This window comes from Pseudochrobactrum sp. Wa41.01b-1 (genome assembly GCF_019464455.1).
Taxonomy (GTDB): domain Bacteria; phylum Pseudomonadota; class Alphaproteobacteria; order Rhizobiales; family Rhizobiaceae; genus Pseudochrobactrum; species Pseudochrobactrum saccharolyticum.
Window position 1 is genome coordinate 306,019 of record NZ_CP080493.1, and the last position, 22,512, is coordinate 328,530.

Annotated in this window: 18 protein-coding genes; 12 read left to right on the forward strand and 6 right to left on the reverse strand. The window is 52.3% G+C overall.

What is annotated here, in order from left to right:
• Positions 1-78 precede the first annotated feature (78 nt).
• Entirely contained in the window at positions 79-1,902 is a 1,824-nt protein-coding gene (gene glmS, locus K1X45_RS01415; RefSeq protein WP_220159578.1) for a glutamine--fructose-6-phosphate transaminase (isomerizing), read from the forward strand.
• A 70-nt stretch (positions 1,903-1,972) separates the two neighbouring features.
• Here glmS and recG read toward each other — a convergent pair whose 3' ends face one another.
• Entirely contained in the window at positions 1,973-4,105 is a 2,133-nt protein-coding gene (gene recG / locus K1X45_RS01420) for an ATP-dependent DNA helicase RecG (protein ID WP_220159579.1), read from the reverse strand.
• 111 nt (positions 4,106-4,216) lie between these two features.
• On the opposite strand from recG, the gene K1X45_RS01425 reads away from it, so the two are divergent.
• From K1X45_RS01425 to K1X45_RS01435, 3 genes are read left to right on the forward strand one after another with little or no spacing between them, the layout of a single operon-like run.
• Complete coding sequence (locus K1X45_RS01425; RefSeq protein WP_113943233.1) at positions 4,217-4,519, forward strand: succinate dehydrogenase assembly factor 2; 303 nt, start codon at positions 4,217-4,219, stop codon at positions 4,517-4,519.
• A 43-nt stretch (positions 4,520-4,562) separates the two neighbouring features.
• The gene (gene mfd / locus K1X45_RS01430) at positions 4,563-8,060 is read left to right on the forward strand and encodes a transcription-repair coupling factor (protein ID WP_220159580.1); all 3,498 of its coding nucleotides are present in this window, start codon (positions 4,563-4,565) and stop codon (positions 8,058-8,060) included.
• A gap of 20 nt (positions 8,061-8,080) precedes the next feature.
• Positions 8,081-8,893, forward strand: coding sequence for an alpha/beta fold hydrolase (locus tag K1X45_RS01435; protein ID WP_220159581.1), 813 nt, complete (start codon positions 8,081-8,083; stop codon positions 8,891-8,893).
• Between the two features lie 2 nt (positions 8,894-8,895).
• On the opposite strand, the gene K1X45_RS01440 is transcribed toward K1X45_RS01435, so the two are convergent.
• From K1X45_RS01440 to K1X45_RS01450, 3 genes are all read right to left on the reverse strand, one after another.
• Positions 8,896-9,705 carry a class I SAM-dependent methyltransferase gene (locus K1X45_RS01440; RefSeq protein WP_220159582.1) on the reverse strand — a complete coding sequence of 270 codons (810 nt, stop codon included), beginning with the start codon at positions 9,703-9,705 and terminating at the stop codon, positions 8,896-8,898.
• A gap of 91 nt (positions 9,706-9,796) precedes the next feature.
• Positions 9,797-10,471, reverse strand: a complete 675-nt coding sequence (locus K1X45_RS01445) for a DsbA family oxidoreductase (RefSeq protein ID WP_220159583.1) — start codon at positions 10,469-10,471, stop codon at positions 9,797-9,799.
• A gap of 31 nt (positions 10,472-10,502) precedes the next feature.
• Positions 10,503-12,239 carry an extracellular solute-binding protein gene (locus tag K1X45_RS01450; RefSeq protein ID WP_255561015.1) on the reverse strand — a complete coding sequence of 579 codons (1,737 nt, stop codon included), beginning with the start codon at positions 12,237-12,239 and terminating at the stop codon, positions 10,503-10,505.
• 701 nt (positions 12,240-12,940) lie between these two features.
• On the opposite strand from K1X45_RS01450, the gene K1X45_RS01455 reads away from it, so the two are divergent.
• The 4 genes from K1X45_RS01455 (at position 12,941) to K1X45_RS01470 (ending at position 15,804) form a co-directional block, all read left to right on the forward strand.
• Positions 12,941-13,558, forward strand: coding sequence for an invasion associated locus B family protein (locus K1X45_RS01455; RefSeq protein ID WP_075655347.1), 618 nt, complete (start codon positions 12,941-12,943; stop codon positions 13,556-13,558).
• A gap of 63 nt (positions 13,559-13,621) precedes the next feature.
• Positions 13,622-14,122, forward strand: a complete 501-nt coding sequence (locus K1X45_RS01460) for a GNAT family N-acetyltransferase (RefSeq protein WP_220159584.1) — start codon at positions 13,622-13,624, stop codon at positions 14,120-14,122.
• A gap of 113 nt (positions 14,123-14,235) precedes the next feature.
• The gene (locus K1X45_RS01465; protein ID WP_220159585.1) at positions 14,236-14,790 is read left to right on the forward strand and encodes an isochorismatase family protein; all 555 of its coding nucleotides are present in this window, start codon (positions 14,236-14,238) and stop codon (positions 14,788-14,790) included.
• Between the two features lie 12 nt (positions 14,791-14,802).
• Positions 14,803-15,804, forward strand: a complete 1,002-nt coding sequence (locus K1X45_RS01470; protein ID WP_220159586.1) for a GlxA family transcriptional regulator — start codon at positions 14,803-14,805, stop codon at positions 15,802-15,804.
• Here the strand turns inward: K1X45_RS01470 and K1X45_RS01475 are convergent.
• Both K1X45_RS01475 and K1X45_RS01480 read right to left on the reverse strand, forming a co-directional pair.
• Positions 15,788-16,987, reverse strand: coding sequence for a YbfB/YjiJ family MFS transporter (locus tag K1X45_RS01475; RefSeq protein ID WP_220159587.1), 1,200 nt, complete (start codon positions 16,985-16,987; stop codon positions 15,788-15,790). The two genes, K1X45_RS01470 and K1X45_RS01475, sit on opposite strands and share 17 nt — an antisense overlap.
• A gap of 146 nt (positions 16,988-17,133) precedes the next feature.
• Positions 17,134-18,348 (reverse strand): NADP-dependent isocitrate dehydrogenase, encoded by a 1,215-nt coding sequence (locus K1X45_RS01480; RefSeq protein WP_075655334.1) that lies wholly within the window; start codon positions 18,346-18,348, stop codon positions 17,134-17,136.
• Between the two features lie 340 nt (positions 18,349-18,688).
• On the opposite strand from K1X45_RS01480, the gene K1X45_RS01485 reads away from it, so the two are divergent.
• From K1X45_RS01485 to K1X45_RS01500, 4 genes are all read left to right on the forward strand, one after another.
• Positions 18,689-19,546, forward strand: coding sequence for an RNA methyltransferase (locus K1X45_RS01485; protein ID WP_220159588.1), 858 nt, complete (start codon positions 18,689-18,691; stop codon positions 19,544-19,546).
• A gap of 12 nt (positions 19,547-19,558) precedes the next feature.
• On the forward strand, positions 19,559-20,386 hold the full coding sequence (gene murI / locus K1X45_RS01490) for a glutamate racemase (protein WP_220159589.1): 828 nt from the start codon (positions 19,559-19,561) through the stop codon (positions 20,384-20,386).
• Between the two features lie 145 nt (positions 20,387-20,531).
• Entirely contained in the window at positions 20,532-21,341 is an 810-nt protein-coding gene (locus K1X45_RS01495) for a MerR family transcriptional regulator (protein WP_220159590.1), read from the forward strand.
• A gap of 113 nt (positions 21,342-21,454) precedes the next feature.
• A complete protein-coding gene (locus tag K1X45_RS01500) occupies positions 21,455-22,510 on the forward strand; it encodes an alpha/beta fold hydrolase (protein ID WP_220159591.1) in 1,056 nt (351 codons plus the stop codon).
• Positions 22,511-22,512 lie beyond the last annotated feature (2 nt).

Below are 22,512 nucleotides of genomic sequence, written 5' to 3' on the forward strand. Positions count from 1 at the left end.
AAGTGATGATAGGAATTGTGTGGTCTTAAAGCCTATAGGTCAGACCTTAAAACAAAGACGCAACAGGAACAGACACTCATGTGCGGAATTATTGGTATTGTCGGTAAAAAGCCGGTCGCAATGCGGCTTGTGGATGCGCTGAAGCGTCTTGAATATCGCGGTTATGATTCAGCCGGTATTGCGACTCTGGTGGACAATCAGATTGCCCGCAGCCGTGCCGAAGGTAAGCTGGTTAATCTGGAAAACCGTTTGGCGGCAGAACCGCTGAGCGGCACAATCGGTATTGGGCATACACGCTGGGCAACCCATGGTGCGCCGACAGAACGCAATGCGCATCCGCATGCCACCGAGCAGGTTGCGATTGTCCATAACGGCATTATCGAAAATTTTGCTGAACTGCGTGCTGAACTGGAAGCTGAAGGTGTAAAGTTCCAGAGCGATACGGATACAGAAACTGTTGCTCAGATTGTTGCACGCAATATCCGCTCCGGCGATGCGCCTGTTGAAGCCGTACGCAATGTGCTTGGCCGTTTGCGCGGTGCTTTTGCGCTGGCTTTCCTGTTCACCGGCGAAAATGAAATGCTGGTTGCAGCACGCCGCGGTTCACCACTGGCCATCGGCTATGGTGAAGGGGAAATGTTCCTCGGCTCCGATGCGATTGCGCTGGCACCGTTCACCGATAAAGTGACCTATCTGGAAGATGGTGATTGGGCAGTTCTGACCCGTGACAGCGTTGCCATCTATGATGAAGGGAATAATGCGGTTAGCCGTGTTGTGCAGCAGTCGGCCAGTGGCGCTTATGTTGTCAATAAGGGCAATTATAAGCACTTCATGGAAAAGGAAATCTATGAACAGCCGGAAGTGATTTCCCGCACGCTGGCGCATTATCTGGATTTCGCATCCTCGTCGATCCGCACCGATGTCAATGATATCGACTGGTCGAAGATCAACCGCATGGCCGTTTCCGCCTGCGGCACTGCTTATTATGCTGCAACAATCGGCAAATATTGGCTGGAGCGCTATGCGCGTCTGCCGGTGGAAATCGATATTGCATCGGAATTCCGCTATCGCGAAATGCCGCTCTCAACCGATACGCTGGCATTGTTTGTGTCACAGTCCGGCGAAACCGCCGATACGCTGGCCTCGCTGCGCTATTGCCGTTCACAGGGTCTGCCGATTGCCGCTGTGGTCAATGTGCGTGAATCCACCATTGCCCGCGAGTCCGATATTGTTCTGCCTACATTGGCAGGACCTGAAATCGGCGTGGCATCGACCAAGGCTTTCACTTGTCAGCTTTCGGTTCTGGCTTCACTGGCGCTGTCTGCTGCCAAAGCCCGCGGAACCATTACACCGGAAGAAGAGAAGCAGCTGGTCAGTGAACTTGGCAATCTCTCCGGCGTGCTGCATGAAGCGCTGAAACTGGCACCAAAGGTCGAAGCGATCTGCCGTGATCTGATGAATGTCAAAGATGTGCTTTATCTCGGTCGCGGTACTTCCTATCCGCTGGCTCTTGAAGGCGCGCTGAAGCTCAAGGAAATCTCCTATATTCACGCAGAAGGCTATGCAGCCGGTGAGCTGAAGCACGGACCGATTGCCCTGATTGATGAAACCATGCCGGTGATTGTGATTGCACCATTCGACCGTCTCTATGAAAAGACCGTGTCGAATATGCAGGAAGTGGCAGCCCGTGGCGGCCGCATCATTCTGATCACTGACAAGGAAGGTGCAAAACACGCTAATGTGGATGCCCATTCCGTGCTGATTATGCCGGATGTGCCGGAATTCATTGCACCTCTGGTTTATGCTCTGCCGATCCAGATGCTGGCTTATTACACCGCCGTCTTCATGGGGACGGATGTGGATCAGCCACGTAATCTGGCAAAATCAGTGACTGTTGAATAATAAATTCAATAGTTTACATCGTAAATTTAATGTAAAATAAGAGAAAGGCGACCAGATCTGGTCGCCTTTTTTATCCCGCACGCAGCAGTCTGATCGCTTCATCTCGCCCGAAAATATAGAGCAACAACCGCAGTGCCTGACCGCGCTCAGATTGCAGATCAATATCGCGCTCAAGCATCAGACGGGCATCTTTACGAGCGATTTCCAGAAGATCGGTATGCGCTTCCATCGAGGCGAGCTTAAAGCCCGGCGTGCCGGACTGGCGGGTGCCGAGCAATTCGCCTTCGCCACGCAGTTTCAGATCTTCCTCGGCAATACGGAAGCCGTCTTCCGTCTCGCGCATTACCTGCAAACGCGCCTTGGCAATTTCTCCCAGAGGGCCTTTATAGAGCAGCAGACAGGTGGATGGCTTATCACCACGCCCGACACGGCCGCGCAGCTGATGCAATTGCGACAGGCCGAAACGCTCGGCATGTTCAATCACAATTACAGTTGCATCCGGCACATCGACGCCAACCTCAATCACCGTGGTGGCAATCAGCAGGTTTGTATCACCGCGCTTGAAAGCCAGCATGGCATCGTCTTTTTCCTGTCCGGTCATGCGGCCATGAATGAGGCCAAGCTTGTCACCAAATACGGGCAGAAAGGACTGAAAGCGCTCTTCGGCAGAGGTTAGCTCAACATGTTCTGATTCTTCCACCAGCGGGCAGATCCAGTAGATTTTCTGCCCCTCGGAAATTGCCTTACGCATCCGGTCAACAATTTCACTCAACCGCTCGCTCGGCACAATTGCGGTGGTGATCGGCTGGCGGCCAGCCGGTTTCTCGGTGAGTTTGGAAGCATCCATGTCGCCGAAAGCGGTCAGAACCAGCGTGCGCGGGATCGGCGTTGCAGTCATCACCAGCATATCCGGCGCAGTACCCTTGGCGGTAAGCTGCAAGCGTTGATGCACACCAAAACGGTGCTGCTCATCAATAATCACAAACACCAGATCATGATATTCGACCTTATCCTGAAACAGCGCATGGGTGCCGATGATGATATGAATTGTACCATCCGCCAGTTCATCCAGAATGCGCTGGCGTTCTTTGCCTTTTTCACGCCCTGTCAGCAGCGCAGTTTTCAATCCGGCTTTTTCAGCCAGCGGTGCAATGGTGGCAAAATGCTGTCGCGCCAGCACTTCTGTTGGCGCCATCAGAGCCGATTGCCCGCCGGATTCGGCCGCATGTGCCATAGACAGCAAGCCGACCACGGTTTTACCGGCACCGACGTCACCTTGCAGCAGACGCAGCATGCGCTCCGGTTGCTTGAGGTCGCCGATAATGTCTTTAACCGCCTGTTCCTGACCTTTCGTCAGGTTATAGGGCAGGTGGGCCAATATTTGCGCGGTGATTTTGCCTGTGCCATTGAGCGGGCGACCGGAGAGACGCTTGGTCTTGGCGCGCACCAGTGCCAGTGCCATTTGTCCGGCGAGAAATTCATCATAGGCGAGGCGGCGGCGTGAAGGGCTGTCCTGCGCAATATCTTCCGGCTCTTCCGGCAGATGCAGATGATGCAGCGCTTGCGTGAAAGACGGAAAGCCCTCCCGCTGCATCAGCGTCTTGTCCTGCCATTCCGGCAGATCGGGAATGTGTGTCAGAGCATCGCGCATCGCGCGTGCCAGTGTTTTGGGTGAAAGACCGGCTGTCAGCGGATAGACGGGCTCAATCAATGGCAGATCATCGCTGCCGTCAATCGGCGCAATATGATCCGGATGCACCATCGAGGCGCGACCGTTGAACCATTCCACCTTGCCGGAGACGATAACCTTTTCGCCAAGCGGCAGGCTTTTTTCCAGCCATGGGCGCTGGGCACGAAAGAAAACCAGTGTTACTTCGCCTGTATCATCATGGGCATAAATGCGATGGGGCACGGAGCCGCGCATAAAGGCGCCTGATTTGGCTGTGGAGGGTGAGAACTGATATTCATCAACTGTCACTTCCAGCGTAACCACGGCACCTTCCTGCGCAAAAGCTACACCCGGACGGTTGCGCCGGTCGATCACACTGTTTGGTGCCAGAAACAGCAATTGTCCTACACGCGGTTCAAGCATCGCAGCGCTTTCCGCGCCGAGCAGTTTCAGCAGCAAAGCAGAGACTTTAGGCCCGATACCGGTGAGGGTACGGACGGATGCAAACAGGGGGTCAAGCAGACTAGGACGCATAAAAACTAACTTACCCGCTTCTTATTGACTTGCAAGGCTGACATCGCGTTCATCCCGCGTTATATGGCTGGTAATGTTATTGAATGCACAGATGTTAATCCGGAGAATGTTATGAGCACAGGCAGTAAATTATCGGGCACCGAAGCAGGCGCACAGCTGGATCCGCGTCGCCGTAAGCTGCTGTTCCGTTCGTGGCACCGTGGTATGAAAGAAATGGATCTGATCTTTGGTCAATATGCAGATCAGCATATTGCAACAATGGACGAAGATACTTTGAATGAATTTGAACGATTGCTCGAAGTGCTCGACCGCGATCTGTTCAAATGGATTACCGGTGAAGACAAAACACCGGAGGCTTTTGACACGATTTTGTTCCGTGATCTTATTTTGTTCCGCGATAAAATCGACTATTGATTTTTCTCAATCAGAAGCTCGAGTAATATAGCAGAGACATCCTATGCCCGTATTTTCCAAACTTGGTCTGAAACCGGTTCTCGTCAATCATGTGCTGATTGACGGTGTAGCCGATGGTTATGAAGCCTTTGTGCTGGCCAAGATTCTGGAAGAGGCGGGTGATAAAGGGCCTGTACTGTTTATCGCACGCGACGGGCAGCGCGTGGCCGATATTGAACAGGTTATCGGCTTTATCATGCCGGAATTGCCGGTACTGCATATTCCTGCATGGGACTGTCTGCCTTATGACCGCGTTTCCCCCGGTGCAACAGTCTCGGCCAGACGCCTGAGTGCACTGAGCCAGCTGAGCGCTTTGCGGGAGCAGAAACATCCGGCGCTGATTATTGCTACCGCCAATGCGGTGTTGCAGAAACTGCCGCCACGCGCCGTGCTGGCCGAGCAGAGCTTCTCTGCGCGTCCCGGCAACCGCGTGAATATGGATGAACTGACCCAGCGCCTTGAGCGCAACGGCTTTGAACGTGTGCCGACAGTGCGCGATGTCGGTGAATTTGCTGTACGCGGTGGTATTCTCGATCTGTTTGTACCGGGTGCGGAAGAACCGCTGCGTCTCGACTTCTTCGGTGATACGCTGGAGAGCATCCGCGCTTTTGATCCGGCTTCGCAGCGTACCACCGAGACACGCAAGGAGTTTACACTCCAGCCGATGAGCGAGATTACGCTCTCGCCGGATATGATCAGCCGTTTCCGTAAGAACTATATTGCGGCCTTTGGTGCGCCGTCACGTGATGATGCGCTTTATGCTGCGATCTCGGAAGGTCGTCGCTTCGCCGGTATGGAGCACTGGTTGCCGCTGTTCTATGACGAGATGGAAACGCTGTTCGATCACACAGGCGCAATGCCGGTGGTATTCGATCATCTGGTGCCGGAAGCCATTGCCGAGCGTCACAAGCTGGTGCTTGACCATTATGATGCCCGCCAGAAGCAAGCAGAAGGCAAAGAAGCCGCAGATGCTATTCCCTATAAGCCTGTAGCGCCAAGCCAGCTCTATATGTCGCTGCGCAAGGTGGAAGAGGCGGCTGAGGCCAATGGCAAGCGCTATGACCTCACGCCTTTTGAAGCGCCTGAGGCCAGTGGCCGGCATATTATCCATGCGGATGCCCATAAAGGCCGCAGCTTCGCTGAGGAACGCGCCGCTAAAGACATCAATCTGTTCGAGGCCGTAACCAAATATATCGCTGAGCTGCGGGCGAACGGCAAAAAGATCATGATCGCCGCATGGACAGAAGGCTCGCTTGACCGTCTGTTGCAGGTGCTGGACGAACATGGTCTTGAAAAGATCGAGACGGTCAAAGACCTGCGTACGGTCAAAGCCCTGTCGCGTGACAAAATCACGGCGACTGTGCTGGCGGTTGAAAGCGGCTTTGATGCCGGTGATCTGGTTGTGGTGGCCGAGCAGGATATTCTCGGTGATCGCCTGATCCGCCGCACGAAGAAACGCAAACGCGATGCGGATTTTATCTCTGAGGCCGGTAGTCTCACCGCAGGCGATATCGTGGTGCATGTCGATCACGGTATTGGTAAGTTCGTGGGCTTGCGTACGATCACCGCTGCCGGTGCGCCGCATGATTGCCTTGAGCTGCATTATGCCGGTGACGACCGTCTGTTCTTACCCGTAGAAAATATCGAACTGCTGTCGCGCTATGGCTCGGAAGGCTCATCTGCTGTTCTGGATAAGCTCGGCGGCGGCGCATGGCAGGCGCGTAAAGCCAAGCTCAAGAAACAGCTGCTGGAAATGGCCGGACAGCTTATTCGTATTGCCGCAGAACGCGCAATGCGTGGTGCGCCGGTGCTGACCCCGCCGGAGGGCGTCTATGGCGAATTTGCCGCCCGTTTCCCTTATGATGAGACAGAAGACCAGCAACGCGCGATTGATGCTATCTTTGATGATCTTGGCGATGGCAAACCAATGGATCGTCTGGTTTGCGGCGATGTCGGCTTTGGTAAAACCGAAGTTGCGTTGCGTGCGGCCTTTGTAGCTGCGCTTAACGGCTATCAAGTGGCTGTTGTGGTGCCGACCACACTACTGTCACGCCAGCATTTCAAAACCTTCTCGACGCGCTTTAACGGGTTGCCGATCAATGTTGCCCATGCCTCACGCCTTGTCGGTGCCAAAGAACTGGCACTGACTAAGAAGGGCGTTGAAGAAGGCACGGTGGATATTGTTGTCGGCACCCATGCGCTGCTTGGCAATTCGATCAAGTTCAAAAATCTCGGTCTGCTGATTATTGACGAAGAGCAGCATTTCGGCGTGAAGCATAAAGAACGTCTGAAAGACCTGAAATCCGATATTCACGTGCTGACACTCACGGCAACGCCGATCCCGCGTACCTTGCAGCTGGCGCTCACAGGCGTGCGTGAATTGTCGCTGATTACCACGCCGCCGGTTGACCGTATGGCAGTGCGTACCTTCATTTCACCTTTTGACGCGCTGGTCATCCGCGAAACCCTGATGCGCGAACGCTATCGCGGCGGTCAGAGTTTCTATGTCTGCCCGCGTATTTCCGATCTTGCCGAGATCAAAGAATTCCTCGACCAGCATGTGCCGGAACTGAAAGTTGCTGTCGCCTATGGCCAGATGGCTGCCGGTGAGCTGGAAGACATTATGAATGCCTTCTATGACGGGCAGTATGATGTGCTGCTCTCCACAACCATTGTGGAATCCGGTCTGGATATTCCGACTGCCAATACAATGATCGTGCATCGTGCGGATATGTTTGGTCTTGCGCAGCTTTATCAGTTGCGTGGCCGCGTTGGCCGTTCCAAGCAGCGTGCATTCGCGCTGTTCACATTGCCTGCAGGCAAAACTCTGACCCAGACCGCCGAGCGTCGTCTCAAAGTGCTGCAATCGCTGGATACTTTGGGCGCTGGTTTCCAGCTTGCGAGCCACGATATGGATATTCGCGGTGCGGGTAACTTGCTGGGTGATGAGCAGTCCGGTCATATCAAAGAGGTCGGTTTCGAGCTGTATCAGCAGATGCTGGAAGAGGCGGTTGCCGAGCTGAAATCCGAAGGCCCTGTGGTGGACAGCCATTGGTCGCCACAAATTGCGGTTGGCACAGCGGTGATGATACCGGAAACTTATGTGCCGGATCTGCAATTGCGTCTGGGGCTTTATCGCCGTCTGGCCGATCTGGAAACAACGCAGGAGATCGACGGTTTTGGTGCCGAGCTGATCGACCGTTTTGGTCCGTTACCGGAAGAAGTGCAGCATCTGCTCAAGATCGTGTTTATCAAGGCGCTGTGCCGCAAGGCCAATGTCGAGAAATTGGATGCAGGGCCGAAGGGTATTGTTATTCAGTTCCGTGAGAAGACCTTCCCTAATCCGGCAGGTCTGGTGCAGATGATTGCAGCACAGGGTTCGCTGGCAAAGATCCGGCCGGATCAGAGTATTGTGTTTATCCGCGATTATCCGACCGCTGAAAAACGCCTGACCGGTTCAGCCGTTATCATGACACAATTGGCAAAAATCGCCGGAGAATAAGTAAAACAGGGGGGAATAGAATGCAAAAACAGCTTGTTGAAACCAGACATGGCCGTCTTGAAGTCATGATAAGCGCAGGCAAGGGCGCACCGGTTTTGTTTATTCATGGCAATTCGGCCTGCAAAGAAGTGTTTCACAAGCAGTTTGAATCCTCACTCGCGCATGATTTCCGACTGATCGCTTTTGATCTTCCGGGACATGGCGCTTCTGCGGATGCTGCTGATCCGCAAAAGTCCTATACATTGCATGGCTATGCGCAGGCCGCAGCCGATGTGCTGCAAGCGCTAGATGTGTCATCTGCTGCCGTGTTCGGCTGGTCGCTTGGCGGACATATTGGTCTGGAAATGATTGCTCAGCAAGCACCGGTCAACCGGTTGATGATTACCGGCACGCCGCCATTTGCCAAAGATGCGGATGCGGTAGGTCAGGCTTTTGTGCCCAGTGAAGCACTGAAATATGGTGGCCAGCGTGATCTGGACGATGCGGAGGCACAATCCTATGCGCGCCATGTGGTGCATCCGGATAAACCGACACCGGCTTTTATGGCGGATGCCGTGCGCAGAACTGACGGACTGACACGCCAGACAATGTTCGAAAATATTCTGGCGGAGAATATTGCCGACCAGCAGCATATGGCTGAGAATTGCCCCGTGCCGCTGGCCATTCTCAATGGCGCTGAGGATCATTTCATCAATAATGCGCATATCGCGTCATTGAACTACAAGAACCTCTGGGAAGAAACGATCTTCCTGCTGCCACAGGTCGGCCATGCGGCTTTTCTGGAAAAACCGCAGCTGTTTAACCGCATATTGGAACGCTTTCTGCGCGGCTAATCTTATGGTTTGCGCAGGCGCACAATCCATGCAATCGGCGTAACGCGTGTATCGGCAACGACTTCTTCTTGTGCCGCCAGTTCTTCCGAGGCCATTGGTTCAACACTGGCCTCGAGAATGAAACCTGCAGCGTTAATCATGCCGATCCATTCGCTTAAAGTGCGGTGGAAGCGCGGAATATTGAACGGTTTATGCTGCTCGCGCTCAGTTTGCGAAACGCTTGAGAACAGCCATGTCTCAAGACTGCCGTCAATATTCTCAAAATAATCTGCAACCATAACCGCGGTTACTTTACCATTCTCATCACGAATATTCTTACGAAACGGCGTCACAAAACACGGATGCAGAATGGTGAACTGGAAGAAACCCTGCGGTTTAAGAATGCGGAATATTTCTTTCAGCACATCGCCTTGTTGCGGCATATCCATCATCGACATGAAGGCGCTGGCGAAGTCAAATTGTGCATCATCGAACGGCAGGTGCAGGGCATCCGCCGTCAGATAACGGATACCAAGCGGCTCGTTTTCTTCATATTCGGAAGCATGGTGCACAAAGGTCGGCGCAATATCAATGCCGGTCATTTTCGCACCGGCGCGTGCCAGAGCGCGCGTATTGGCACCTTCACCGCAGCCGACATCTAATCCGTTCAAGCCTTTGATATCCGGCAGCATTTCCAGAAAAGCCGGTGTGTGCAGCGCATCGCGGTAAGTATCATAACCGGCGCGGACAAGCTTCGTCCATGTCGCAGCATTGGCCTCCCAATTTTCTGATACTGAGCGTTTCAATGCATCATTTGTGGACTGATCGGCCATAGAGCACCTTTATAATGGAAGGAAAGACGAAAAAGGCTCCTTGGCGAGCACCAAAGAGCCTTAGAATAGTATTGTTGCAGTGGTTTAAAGATCAGCGATCTTCGCTCAGACCCGGCTCATAACCTTCCGCAATCTGACGGATAGCATCAGCCATGGCCTCGGCGCTCTGTGCACCCATGACCGCATATTTCTGATCGAGAATGAAGCATGGCACACCGGTCACGCCCATCTGCCCGGCAACGGCGATTTCCGCACGAACATTGTCGCTGTCCGTGTCACCTTCAAGCAGGGTTTCGATAATGGTATATTCCATACCGGCATCTTCTGCGGCTTCGATCAGGATTTCATGGCTGCCGATATTTTCGCCCTGTTCAAAATAGAGTGAGAACAATTCGCCTACAACGCGATCCTGTACTTCCGCGCTGACTTCACCAGCCCAGCGGATCAGGCGATGAGCATCCAGCGTATTTGGTGCGACTTCAATCGCATCAAAGTCGAATTCAATGCCTTCTTCTTTGCCGATGGCGATCAGCTGGTCATGCACTTCATTTACGCGGCTCTGGGAGCCGAGCTTTTCAACCAGATAGCGTTTGCGCTCTTTGCCTTCTGCCGGAAGTGTCGGGTCGAGCTGAAATGGACGCCAGCGCACTTCAACATTCAGTTCCGGCAACATTTCAAGGGCGGCTTTCAGACGCTTAGCCCCAAGAAAGCACCACGGGCAGACGACATCGGAAATAACATCGATTGTGATTTGTTTATTAGTCATGAAATTACCTGTCATCATTTGCCAGTTATTATTAGTTCACAGAGGTGGTTTCAGTCCACCATGTAGGGAATTGATAGCCGTAAAGCGAGGTTTTTTGTGGAATTTTTATCCGTTCCCACCGTGCAACCTGCTGTTTCGGCAAATAATAGAGTGGCAGATAATAGCTGCCGGAAATCAGTAACCGGTCAAAGGCGCGCACTGCATCGGTAAAAGCAGGGCGGTCTTTTGCGGCAAGCATAGCTTCAATCATCGCATCAATAGCCGGATCCTGCGCACCCGGATAGTTGAAACTGCCGGATGCATCACGGGAGCCGGAACCCCAGCGCATCCATTGTTCATTGCCGGGTGAGAGCGAGGCTGTCAGCGCACCGATAATCATATCATAATCGAAATTCTGCAAGCGCTGCTGATATTGTGCATCATCAGCACTACGGATTTCCGCCACAATACCAAGCCGTGCCAGATTGCGCTTATAGGCCAGTGCCAGCTTTTCCTCGTCGACCGAGCGGGTCATAATTTCGAAACTCAGACGCGTGCCCTTCGGTGTGTGCGCTACGCCGTTTTCAAAAGTAAAGCCTGCCTGTTCCAGAAGATCATAGGCTTTTTTGGCAGGCGCACGGTCATGACCGCTGCCATTGGTTGTGGTCGGGCGCCATGTGCCGTCCATTGTTTCCGGCAGAATCTTATCCTGATAGGGCGCGAGTAACTGCTTTTCACCTTCACTCGCCGGACGACCGACGGATGACAATTCCGAGCCCTGCCAGAAACTTGCCATACGGTCATATTGACCGGAGAACAGTGAGCGGTTTGCCCATTCAAAATCAAAGAGTTCGGAGAGCGCGCGGCGCACTTTAACATCGGCAAATTTTTCGCGTCGCGTATTGAAGACAAAGCCGAGCATATTGGCTGGTGTGCCTTTGACAAAAGTGTCCTTAATGACTTTTCCCTGTTTTACCGCAGGAAAGTCATAGGCTTTGCTCCAGTGATTAGGTGAACCGTCAACATAAACATCAACGATTCCCTTCTTGAAAGCCTCGAAATAGGAGGTTTCATTGCGGAAATATTCGATGGTGATGGTGTCAAAATTGCTGAAACCGCTGCGGCTTGGCAGGTCTTTTGCCCAGTAATCAGGATTGCGCTGATAGGTGATGCGCTCACCAGGTTTAACTGTCTTAATAATATAAGGGCCGCTGGCGATCGGCGGCTTCAGAGAAGCTTTGCCGAAAGTTTCCGGATCAACCGCATGTTTCGGCAGCACCGGCATAGTGCTGGCCAGCAGTAACGGGAATTCCCTGTCAGCCTTGTCATTAAAGGTAAAACGGATGCCGCGTTCACCGGTTTTCTCGATTTTGGCAATGCGGTTCATACGGGCATTATAGGGCGGGCGGCCTTTTTCCGTCAGAATTTCATAGGTGAATATCACATCTTCCGGTGTCACCGGCTTGCCGTCCGACCATTTTGCCTGTTCGTTCAGTGTGAATTCAATAAAACTGCGCGCATCATCTGTTTCAACACGCTCTGCCAGCAGGCCGTAAAGCGTGAAAGGTTCATTGGCAGAACGCTGCATCAGCGTTTCAAACATCAGATTGCCGAAATCCGCATCATTGAACATGCCGCGCGCTGTGGTGCGCATGCTTTGCAGAACAAACGGATTGAGACTGTCAAAGGTACCGACCACACCATAGGTGATATTGCCGCCTTTACGTGCTGCCGGATTGGTATAAGGAAAATGTTTAAAATCGGCTGGCAGCGCAATGTCGCCATGCATGGACAATGCGTAGGATGGCACGCTGTCTTGTGCGGTAGCTACAGTCTGCGCCTGTGCTGTATCATGAGTAAAGGGCAGGCCGGTTGTGCCAAATGCGATTGCCAGAACGGAGGTTCCCAGCATGGCAAGCAGATGACGCCTGTTGATGATGCGCGGGAAGGGCTGGAACGGCTGTGTCATTGGTCAATCACTATCCGGTAAAATTATAAGAATGCTCTGATTTGTCAGAATTTTGCGTGTTTTTGATTAATTTTGAGAATGTTTGAGGATTATACCGTTCCGGTACCATATTTGATTCGTATCGGATGCACTGTATAAACCGCTTTTTTAGCGGGAATATGCAGCAAGCCACAGAATTATAATATGAAATATTGACCGGCCGGTTTTCGTTTTCTGATAAGTCAGGCGGGAAATGCGTTGTTTTTATAGCGCAAATCGACGTTAAAAAACTATGGTTAATAAAACGGCACTGGATAATGCGTTACAGTCAGTGTAACACCGCAAATAACGCAGGGTCACGCTGTTGCCGTATTTTATCCGCAGTCATGGTTGCGAAAATTCGGTTCACTTGCTGATCCGCAAGGGGAAAATGTTGTCTTGCCAGTCTCGATGATAATTCCCGTAAAAAATACAGGCTGTTTATTTCTCTGAAACAGCATAGCCAGAATTCAGATCAGAGTGTTGAAAGGAACCTGTTGATCATGACCAGCACGAAGACATTCGCTGCCGCATCCGCAATTGCCGGCGCCGTTGCCCTGCTTGCAACCGCGACCCTTCCGGCCACAGCTCAACAGCTGCCGCCGCAGGGATGGTTCAAGGTCTGCTCGAAGCAGGAAGATAATGATATTTGCAATACACAGAATATCGTGACTGCAGATTCCGGTCAGCTGCTGACCGCGATCAACCTGATCGAAATCAAAGGCAAGATTAATCGTAAGATTTTTCAGGTTTCCGTTCCGACCGGTCGTCTGATCCCTGCCGGTATCGGCATGCAGATTGATGCGAACAAAACCACCAAGGTTGAATACGGTATCTGCTTCCCGGATCGCTGCATTGCAGAAGCTCCGCTGACAGATGAAATGGTCAATGCGCTGAAAAAAGGCGGCAAACTGACCCTTACATCCGTAAACTTCCAGAATAAGCCAAATCCGATCACTGTTCAGCTCACCGGTTTCTCCGATGCTCTGAATGGCAAGGGTCTGCAGCAGAACGAACTTGAACAGCGCCAGAAAGAACTTCAGGACGCAGTTCAGAAGCGCCAGAAAGAATTTGAAGCCAAGATGAAAGCAGAACAGGAAAAGGCGAAAGCCGGTAACTGATCTGGAACATCCGGAAACAGATTTTAAAGGGCGCCTCAGGCGCCCTTTTTTATTGGAGGAAAAATGACAAGACCTGAACTGACGACGCAGCGTCTGAAACTGCGGATATATACACCGCAGGATGCTGCTGAAATGTACAGCCATATCACACCGACGCTGACCCGTTTTATGGCGTGGGAACCGCCTGCATCCTATGAAGAGTTTCTGGAGAACAAACCTCTATGGGAGGAACGTTTCCTGAAAGGGACGGATTACCACTTTGTTGCCAGAGATATCCGAAGCGGGCGCTATATCGGTATTGTCGGTGTGCATCGGGCAACAACGACTACACCGGAATTCGGCGTTTGGATGTGCGAGGACGTACACGGGCAGGGCTTCGGTAAAGAAGCGGTCACAGCTGTGTTCGGTTGGGCAAAGGAAGCCTTACAGGCAGACTATTTCGTCTATCCGGTGGCCGAAGAAAATCAGGCAAGTCGCAAGATTGCCGAAACTCTGGGCGGCAAGCTTGTCTCCTCGGAGCAGAAGCCGAAATATATGGCTGTGACTTATCACATTCCGGCTTGAAAATTTCATGATAATAATGGCCGGATATGTCCGGTTATTGTCCTGATGCTGACTTTTTCACTATGTTTTAGCGCGGTAATTTCTGTTATACCACTTTACAGGAGTTACCTAAAATGTCCGACAATGATACTGCTCTGATCGTTATTGATGTTCAGGAATCTTTTCGCCAGCGTCCCGTATGGCAGGATGATATCGCCCGACCTTTTATCCGGAATGTGCAGACGCTGATTGATGGTGCTACAAAGCGCAAGATTCCCGTTGTGCAGATTTTGCACACGGATAATGATGATGTGTTTCAGCTGGAAAGCGGTTTTGTACGCACATTGGAAGGCGTGGAGATTGAGCCAACCGTACAGTTTTACAAGCAACGTCACTCTGCTTTGGTAGAAAGCGGGCTGAATATCTGGCTGACGGAGCGCGGTACTCGCAAGCTGATTATCTGCGGCATCAGAACCGAACAATGCTGTGAAACGACAACGCGTCATGCGTCTGATCTGGGCTATCAGGTGGATTATGTAACGGAAGCCACGCTGACTTTTCCGATGCAGCATCCTTCAGGGCAGGTCTTCTCCGTTGAGGATATCAAAATGCGCACGGAGCTGGTTCTGGCAGGGCGTTTTGCGCGCATTGCTACGGTTGAAGAAGCACTTCAGGCTGCCTCAGTATAAGGAAATTTGGTTGTGAATAAGCAAAGCGGTGCAACGGCTCCTAAGGTCATACCTGTCTATGTTGTTGTGCCGCCGCATATCCTGCTGCTGGATGTGGCGGGGCCGGTAGAAGTGCTGCGCCGTGCCAATGCGGAGCAGCAGGACATTTTGTTTGATTATCATTTTGTCTCAACGCAAACGGAGCAGGTGAGTTCAATCGGGCTGGCTGTTGCAGGGCTTGAACCATTGCCTGCACAGTTACCGGATGATGCCTATATCCTTGTTTGCGGCACCATAACTGCACCGGCAGAGGCAATTGATCCTGAGCTGGAATACCGGCAATTGGCATCATGGTTGAAAACGGTTTTCCGGCCATCAATGCATCTGGTAACGATCTGCTCCGGTGCTCTGATCGCTGCACGTGCCGGTTTGTTCGATGGTTATGCCTGCACTACTCATGCGCTGTCCGTCGATGAATTGCGTGAAATTGCTCCGGCGGCGCGTGTACTGGATAACCGGCTTTATGTGGAAGATGGCTCACGTTATTCGAGTGCAGGTATCTCCACCGGAACTGACCTTATGCTACATCTGGTGGCAAAGCTGACATCACCGGTCGTGGCGCTGAATATTGCCCGTTACATGGTTGTCTATATCCGGCGTACCGGTGGCGAGCCGCAATTCTCGCCGTGGCTGAGCGGACGCAATCATATTCATCCGGCAATTCATCGTATTCAGGATGCGATTATTGCTGATCCGGCGCGGTGCTGGTCTCTGGCAGAACTGGCCGATACCGGTTTTATGAGTATTCGCAATCTGTCGCGTCTGTTTCAGGAGCATACGGGACTGACGGTGACGGAATATGTCAATCTGATCCGCGTAACACTGGCCAAAGATATTCTGACCAATTCGCCGCTGGATATGGAGAATATCGCCGAGAAAACCGGCTTTACCTCAGCCCGCCATCTGCGCCGTGTCTGGTCGAAATATAATGCGGTGCCGCCGAGCCATTATCGCCGGATTACCGGACAGGTGTAAGATCACGTTGCACAAGACCGCAAATCACTGCCAGCAACAACAATCCGGCAGAAGCCCACAGACCACTTGAGAGATTGTGCGTCAGGTCATTGATAAAGCCGATCAGCACGGGGCCGACAATCTGCCCGATTGAGAACATGACAGTCATCATGCCGATTGCTGCTGCCCAGCCTTCCGGAGGCAGATTGCGGCGCACATAGACTGTGGTTGAGGCAACAACCGCGAAAAACGCACAACCGAAACCGGCAGCAGAAATCATCAGCAGGGGCGTGCCTGATGAGAAAATCGGCAGCAGTGATGCAATCAATGTAATCAGCGAGAGCAGGGCGAAACCATAACCATGCAGCACTTTTTTCTGAATACCTGCGCAAACCCATGGTGAGGAAATTGCGCCAAGCCCGATCACAAACCAGAAGGCCGATTGCAGCATCGCGCCGCCGCCGGAATTCTGCACCCATGCGATCATGAAGGTCATATAAGCAATATAACCGGCACCGACAAACAGATATCCCGCTAGAATGCCGCTCATGGCTTTGTAATCAACGCGGTAAGGTTTGTTTTTCTGATCCGGCTTGTAGAGCGTTACATGCTGGCCGCGTGCGCCGATCAGCAACAGAGCCAGAGGGGCGGCGATCAGCGCCAGCAAGGCCCATGCATAAGGCCATGAGCCTGCACCCAAATAGGCTATCAGATAAGGAATGACGAGACCGGACAGGAAAATACCGATACCCGGTCCTGCATAGAAAATACCGAGAATAACCGAACTGCGTTCAGGATGGCGTTGTGCAAGACCGGTTGTCAGCAGGCCACCGGCCACAAAAGCCAGACCTGCACTGAGACCGGCAATAAATCGCAGTAGATTAAGAATAAGCACATCGCGGAAGACCGCGCAGAGTGCCAGTGAAGCGACAACCAGCCAGATATTGATGATCATCATTTTATAGGCACTGATATAGCGCAGCAGGCGCGATGCGAGCAAAGCGCCGAACAGATAGCCGATACCATTACTGGTATTCATCCAGCCTGCATCCGCATAGGACCAGTGCAGATCAGCACGCATATCCGGCAGCACAAGCGCATAGGCAAAACGCGCAAACCCCAATCCCAGTGCCGGAACCATTGCTAAGGCCAGCACAACGGCTAAGGCATTTTCACTTTTTCCGAACGGGTTTTGGGTGGTCATTACAGGCATTCCGGTATTGTTTTACAGTATAACTTATAGCGGATTCACAGCTTGGCGGTGATGATTAATCCGCATGAGAGAGCGTGTTCAAATAGAAAAAGCCCCGCCTGATTATTCAGGCGGGGCTTTTTACAAATCATGACTGATTAAGCAGCCATTGCTTTCTGCAGGTTTTCGTCGATCTTGTCGAGGAAGCCTGTTGTTGACAGCCAAGGCTGATCCGGACCGATCAGCAGAGCCAGATCCTTGGTCATGTAGCCGGATTCAACGGTATCTACGCAGACTTTTTCCAGTGTATCGGCAAAGCGCTTCAGCTCGGCATTGTCGTCGAGCTTGGCGCGGTGCGCGAGACCACGGGTCCATGCGAAGATCGAAGCGATCGAGTTGGTTGAGGTTTCCTCACCCTTCTGATGCTGGCGATAGTGACGGGTTACAGTACCGTGAGCAGCTTCTGCTTCAACGGTCTTGCCATCCGGTGTCATCAGAACCGAGGTCATCAGGCCGAGCGAGCCGAAGCCCTGTGCCACGATGTCGGACTGCACGTCGCCGTCATAGTTCTTACAAGCCCAGACATAACCGCCGGACCATTTCAGAGCGGAAGCAACCATGTCGTCGATCAGGCGGTGTTCGTACCAGATTTTGGCTTCTTTGAACTTCTCAGCAAATTCAGCCTGATACACTTCTTCAAAGATATCTTTGAAACGGCCGTCATAAGCTTTGAGAATGGTGTTTTTGGTCGACAGATAAACCGGATAACCGCGCTGCAGGCCGTAGTTCAGCGATGCGCGTGCGAATTCACGGATGGATTCGTCGATATTGTACATAGCCATAGCTACACCGGAGGATGGTGCATCATAGACTTCGTGTTCAATGGTTTCGCCGTCTTCACCAACGAATTTGATCGACAGCTTGCCTTTGCCCGGGAATTTGAAATCAGTCGCGCGGTACTGGTCACCGAAAGCATGACGGCCAACGATGATCGGCTGAGTCCAGCCCGGCACCAGACGTGGTACGTTTTTGCAGATGATTGGTTCGCGGAAAATTACGCCGCCGAGAATGTTGCGGATGGTGCCGTTTGGCGATTTCCACATTTTCTTGAGTTTGAATTCTTCAACGCGGGCTTCATCAGGGGTGATGGTGGCGCATTTCACACCAACGCCGTGCTCTTTGATAGCATTCGCTGCGTCGATGGTAACCTGATCATTGGTTGCATCGCGGTGTTCTACCGACAGATCATAATATTTCAGATCGATGTCGAGATATGGATGGATGAGTTTGTCTTTGATAAACTGCCAGATGATGCGGGTCATCTCATCGCCGTCAAGCTCAACAACGGGATTTGCAACTTTGATCTTTGCCATTAAAACCTCTCCTTCATGAAGTTGCGCCTCTCATAGCACTGCTTAAGCGAGAGGCAAAGTGCTAACGACGCCTTGAGAACAGGAATAATAAAAAACGCCGGAGATAACGGGTTTTTATACTGTCAGAGGGCAATTTATTTGTTCACGATGGTGTGAGATTTGCTTCGCTTCGCTGCATGACAGAGCCGGTACAGGTTGCTGGCGATTCAGTTTTTTAAGCTGATACCTGTTTAATTATCATGCATGATTTGAATTTCACCACTCTTCCGTTTAAGAAAAGCGCGAAAAGCGCATGCGGAATGTCTCGTTTTGCGCGCGAAATTTGAGTTTTGAGAAGATAATGGCCGGTACAGACAAACAGCGCCCGATGATTTCAGAAGGCCCAGCAATCATTCTTGTGGAGCCGCAATTGCCGGAAAATATCGGCATGGTGGCACGCGCTATGGCGAATTTCGGCCTCGGCGAATTGCGTCTGGTCAATCCGCGTGAAGCCTTTCCGAATGATAAAGCCCGCTCTGCCGCCAGCAAGGCCGATCATATTATTGACAGTGCGGTTCTCTATGATGATCTGCCGTCAGCACTGGCTGATCTGAATTTTGTCTATGCCACGACCGCACGCGAGCGTGACGGTTTCAAACAGGTGCGCGGTCCCGTGGAGGCAGGTAAAATCCTGCGCCAGAAATTCCGTACCGGTGAGAAAACCGGCATCATGTTCGGCCGTGAACGCGTCGGCCTGAAAAATGATGAAGTCGGTCTGGCTGATGAACTGGTGACTTTTCCGGTCAATCCGGCATTTGCCTCGCTCAATATCGCGCAGGCTGTGCTGCTGATGTCTTACGAGTGGATGAAGTCCGGTCTGGAAAATGAAACAGATACGGTTTTCCGCGGGCCTGAACTGCAACCGGCCAATAAAGAATATCTACACGGTTTCTTTAATCATTTGGAGGAAGCTCTGGATACGCGCGGTTATTTCCGCCCTGAAGCGCGCAAGGAGATCATGGTGAATAATCTGCGGGCAGTGCTGACCCGTCCGGCATTTGCGGAAGCTGAAATCCGCCTGCTGCGTGGTGTGCTGACCTCGCTGGATTATTTCTCACCGAAGAGCCCTCGAGGCTCCGGCGCGCCTGAAGGCCGCGCCAGAGTGCATAAAGACGAGACACAGAATACTGAGCAGGATAAACCGGACGAAAAGTCCTGAGGCAGGTTTGCGATGCACCATCTCGCGCAATATACAGCAACCAATATTTCCAGCAGGCAGGATGCGCCGGTCATCGTTTTTGACAGCGGTATCGGCGGTCTGACTGTGTTGCGCGAGGCGCGGGTGCTGATGCCCGATCGCCATTTTATCTATGTGGCTGATGATGCGGGTTTTCCCTATGGTTCATGGGAAGAACCGGCCTTGCGCGAGCGCATCGTCAGCCTGTTTGCTGATTTGATCCGCCGGTTTCATCCTCAGCTTTGCGTGATTGCCTGTAATACGGCATCCACATTGGTGCTCGATGATCTGCGGCAGGCTTTTCCGGATACGCCTTTTGTCGGCACAGTTCCTGCGATTAAACCGGCTGCTGAGCGCACCAGTTCCGGTCTTGTCTCGGTTCTGGCAACGCCGGGCACGGTTAAACGTGCCTATACGCGTGATCTGATCCAGTCTTGCGCCACACAATGTCATGTGCGTCTTGTCGGCGCTGACCGGCTTGCCACTTTGGCCGAAGCGCATATTCGCGGCGAAAAGATTGATGATGAGCTGGTGCTTGAGCAAATCACGCCATGCTTCATTGAGAAAGATGGCAAGCGTACGGATATCGTTGTACTTGCCTGCACGCATTATCCGTTTCTCGCCAATGTATTCCGCCGTTTGGCACCGTGGCCGGTTGACTGGCTTGATCCGGCTGAAGCGATTGCAAGGCGTATGTTGTCGCTGCTGCCTGAGAATAAAGACAAGATTCTCCATCATCATGATGATCTGGCGGTGTTTACATCCGGAAAACCGGATTATGCGATCCGTCGGCTTCTGCAGGGCTTTGGCCTGCGGAACTAGAGCAAAGCCGCAAATTGCTATGCCCGCTTCCGGGGAACAATCTTCACTATTCCTGCGGATAAAATCTTTTTTAAAAGAAAGCACTTGACCTTAACCTAAGGGCAAGCCTGCATAACTTGTGCGATGATAGTCACAAGGAGAAAGCATGCTCACAATAGGACAAATGGCGCGCTCCCAAGGGGTAACGACAAAAACACTGCGCCATTATGACAGTATCGGTCTGTTCAGCCCCTGCCTGAGCGGGCAGGATAATGGCTACCGCTATTACCGGCCGGAGCAGATTGTAACACTGGGGCGCATTGTCTGGCTGAGGCAGCTTGGTATGGCGCTGGATGAGATCAAAACACTGGCTGCCAGCGGCGGTCTGGACAGTGTGGAGAAGATGCATGCAAGCCTGCAAAATCATGCAGTGCAGCTTGAGGCTGACATTAACCGCCGTCAGAAAACCCTCGATCATCTTTATCGCTATCTCGCACAACCGGAGCGTAAAATGCCTGAATTACAAAAGCCTGAACGTGTTTTTTTCGCTGCTCAACGGATTATCGGCATGTGCTGGTATCCTGAGGATGAGGGCAGCATCGCGCAAATGTGGGATCGTTTTGAAGCGCGTGAGCATGAGATTGAACGCCTGAATGAACCCGTCGGCACTTTCGGCATTTGCCAGCCGCTGGAAGACGGCCAGTGGCGTTATATTGCGGGTCTGCCGGTTGGCGCAGATGCAACCATTCCTGAAGGACTGGTCGCTATGGAAATTCCGGGACGCTATTACGCGAAAGTTGAGCATCAGGGTGAAGTGACGACCTTGCCGGAAACATTCCGCGCGGCCTATTCGGAATGGCTGCCGAGTGCAGGTATGCAGCCTGATGAAGGGCCGGAATTTGAATATAGCGGCGCGCGTTTTCTCGGGCCGATGAATCCTGAAAGCGTGACCGAGATTTATATTCCGCTGAAATAATCGGCATTCAAAAATGAAGTGATAAATGAGCGACCTTGATCATGTTTCAGGTCGCTCTTTTTATGATTGCGTTGTACTGCCGGTAACGAAAAAGAATATCAGCGGAGATTGGAATGATGAAACAGACAGTGGCTGTATTGGCGGCAGGGCTTGGTATTTTGACGCTGACAGGCAGTTTGGCCTCTGCAAATGAGCAGGTGGGTTTCCGGCAAACCGAACTGGCAGATAAGAGCGGCAAGCGTGACTTGAAAGTCGCGCTTTGGTATCCGGCATCCGACACAAAAGCAGCCGAGACTGTTGGTGAAAATCCGGTCTTTAAAGGCATTCAGGCAATGCCGGATGCTGCGCCTGACGGCAAAACGCATCCGCTTGTGGTGTTGTCGCATGGCTATGGCGGTAGCTGGCGTAACCTGAACTGGCTGGCAGGTGAGCTGGTCGGGCAGGGCTATATCGTTGCCGCGCCGGATCATCCGGGCACAACGACATTTAATCGCGATAAGGAACAGGCTGCGCAGCTCTGGGAACGTCCGTATGACCTTAGTCGTGTGATTGATGCTGTGACCACTGACAGCGCCTTAGCGGGCAAGGTTGAGCCAAACCGCATTGCTGCGATTGGTCATTCACTCGGAGGTTGGTCGGTTGTGGCTCTGGCTGGCGCACAATTTGACCCTGCGCGATTTGACAGGGATTGCACAGAGCAACCCAATCCGCGCACTTGTGGTCTGGCGAGTGAGCTGATTACGCCACGAGGCGAAGTGGCAGCTGAAAAGCTGAAAACAATGAAGGCCGATCCGCGTGTTGGTGCGATTGTTTCACTCGATCTGGGCTTGGCGCGTGGTTTCACTCCGGAGAGCCTGAACAGCATTACTATACCGGCACTGATTTTTGGGGCAGGCGTTGATATTGGTGATCTGCCTGCAAAACTGGAATCCGGCTATGTCGCTACCAATATGTCAGCAAAAACCGCGCAATATGTTGAGATTGCGGATGCCATGCATTTCAGCTTCATGCAGATATGCAAGGCCGGTGCGGCAGAACTTATCGAGGCAGAAACCCCGGGTGACGGTATTGTCTGTAAAGACGGAGGAGAGCGCAGCCGTAAGGCAATACATCGTGAAGTCGCTGATATGATTATTGCCTTTCTGGCGAAATCATTACCTGCAAAATGATG

Coding starts and splice junctions, on each gene's coding strand:
- K1X45_RS01440 (WP_220159582.1), bottom strand. CDS start 9,705: ATGGCCGATCAGTCCACAAATGATGCATTGAAACGCTCAGTATCAGAA.
- K1X45_RS01495 (WP_220159590.1), top strand. CDS start 20,532: ATGCTCACAATAGGACAAATGGCGCGCTCCCAAGGGGTAACGACAAAA.
- K1X45_RS01460 (WP_220159584.1), top strand. CDS start 13,622: ATGACAAGACCTGAACTGACGACGCAGCGTCTGAAACTGCGGATATAT.
- K1X45_RS01475 (WP_220159587.1), bottom strand. CDS start 16,987: ATGACCACCCAAAACCCGTTCGGAAAAAGTGAAAATGCCTTAGCCGTT.
- K1X45_RS01450 (WP_255561015.1), bottom strand. CDS start 12,239: ATGCATGGCGACATTGCGCTGCCAGCCGATTTTAAACATTTTCCTTAT.
- glmS (WP_220159578.1), top strand. CDS start 79: ATGTGCGGAATTATTGGTATTGTCGGTAAAAAGCCGGTCGCAATGCGG.
- K1X45_RS01480 (WP_075655334.1), bottom strand. CDS start 18,348: ATGGCAAAGATCAAAGTTGCAAATCCCGTTGTTGAGCTTGACGGCGAT.
- K1X45_RS01500 (WP_220159591.1), top strand. CDS start 21,455: ATGATGAAACAGACAGTGGCTGTATTGGCGGCAGGGCTTGGTATTTTG.
- K1X45_RS01425 (WP_113943233.1), top strand. CDS start 4,217: ATGAGCACAGGCAGTAAATTATCGGGCACCGAAGCAGGCGCACAGCTG.
- K1X45_RS01465 (WP_220159585.1), top strand. CDS start 14,236: ATGTCCGACAATGATACTGCTCTGATCGTTATTGATGTTCAGGAATCT.
- mfd (WP_220159580.1), top strand. CDS start 4,563: ATGCCCGTATTTTCCAAACTTGGTCTGAAACCGGTTCTCGTCAATCAT.
- K1X45_RS01435 (WP_220159581.1), top strand. CDS start 8,081: ATGCAAAAACAGCTTGTTGAAACCAGACATGGCCGTCTTGAAGTCATG.
- murI (WP_220159589.1), top strand. CDS start 19,559: ATGCACCATCTCGCGCAATATACAGCAACCAATATTTCCAGCAGGCAG.
- recG (WP_220159579.1), bottom strand. CDS start 4,105: ATGCGTCCTAGTCTGCTTGACCCCCTGTTTGCATCCGTCCGTACCCTC.
- K1X45_RS01445 (WP_220159583.1), bottom strand. CDS start 10,471: ATGACTAATAAACAAATCACAATCGATGTTATTTCCGATGTCGTCTGC.
- K1X45_RS01485 (WP_220159588.1), top strand. CDS start 18,689: ATGGCCGGTACAGACAAACAGCGCCCGATGATTTCAGAAGGCCCAGCA.
- K1X45_RS01455 (WP_075655347.1), top strand. CDS start 12,941: ATGACCAGCACGAAGACATTCGCTGCCGCATCCGCAATTGCCGGCGCC.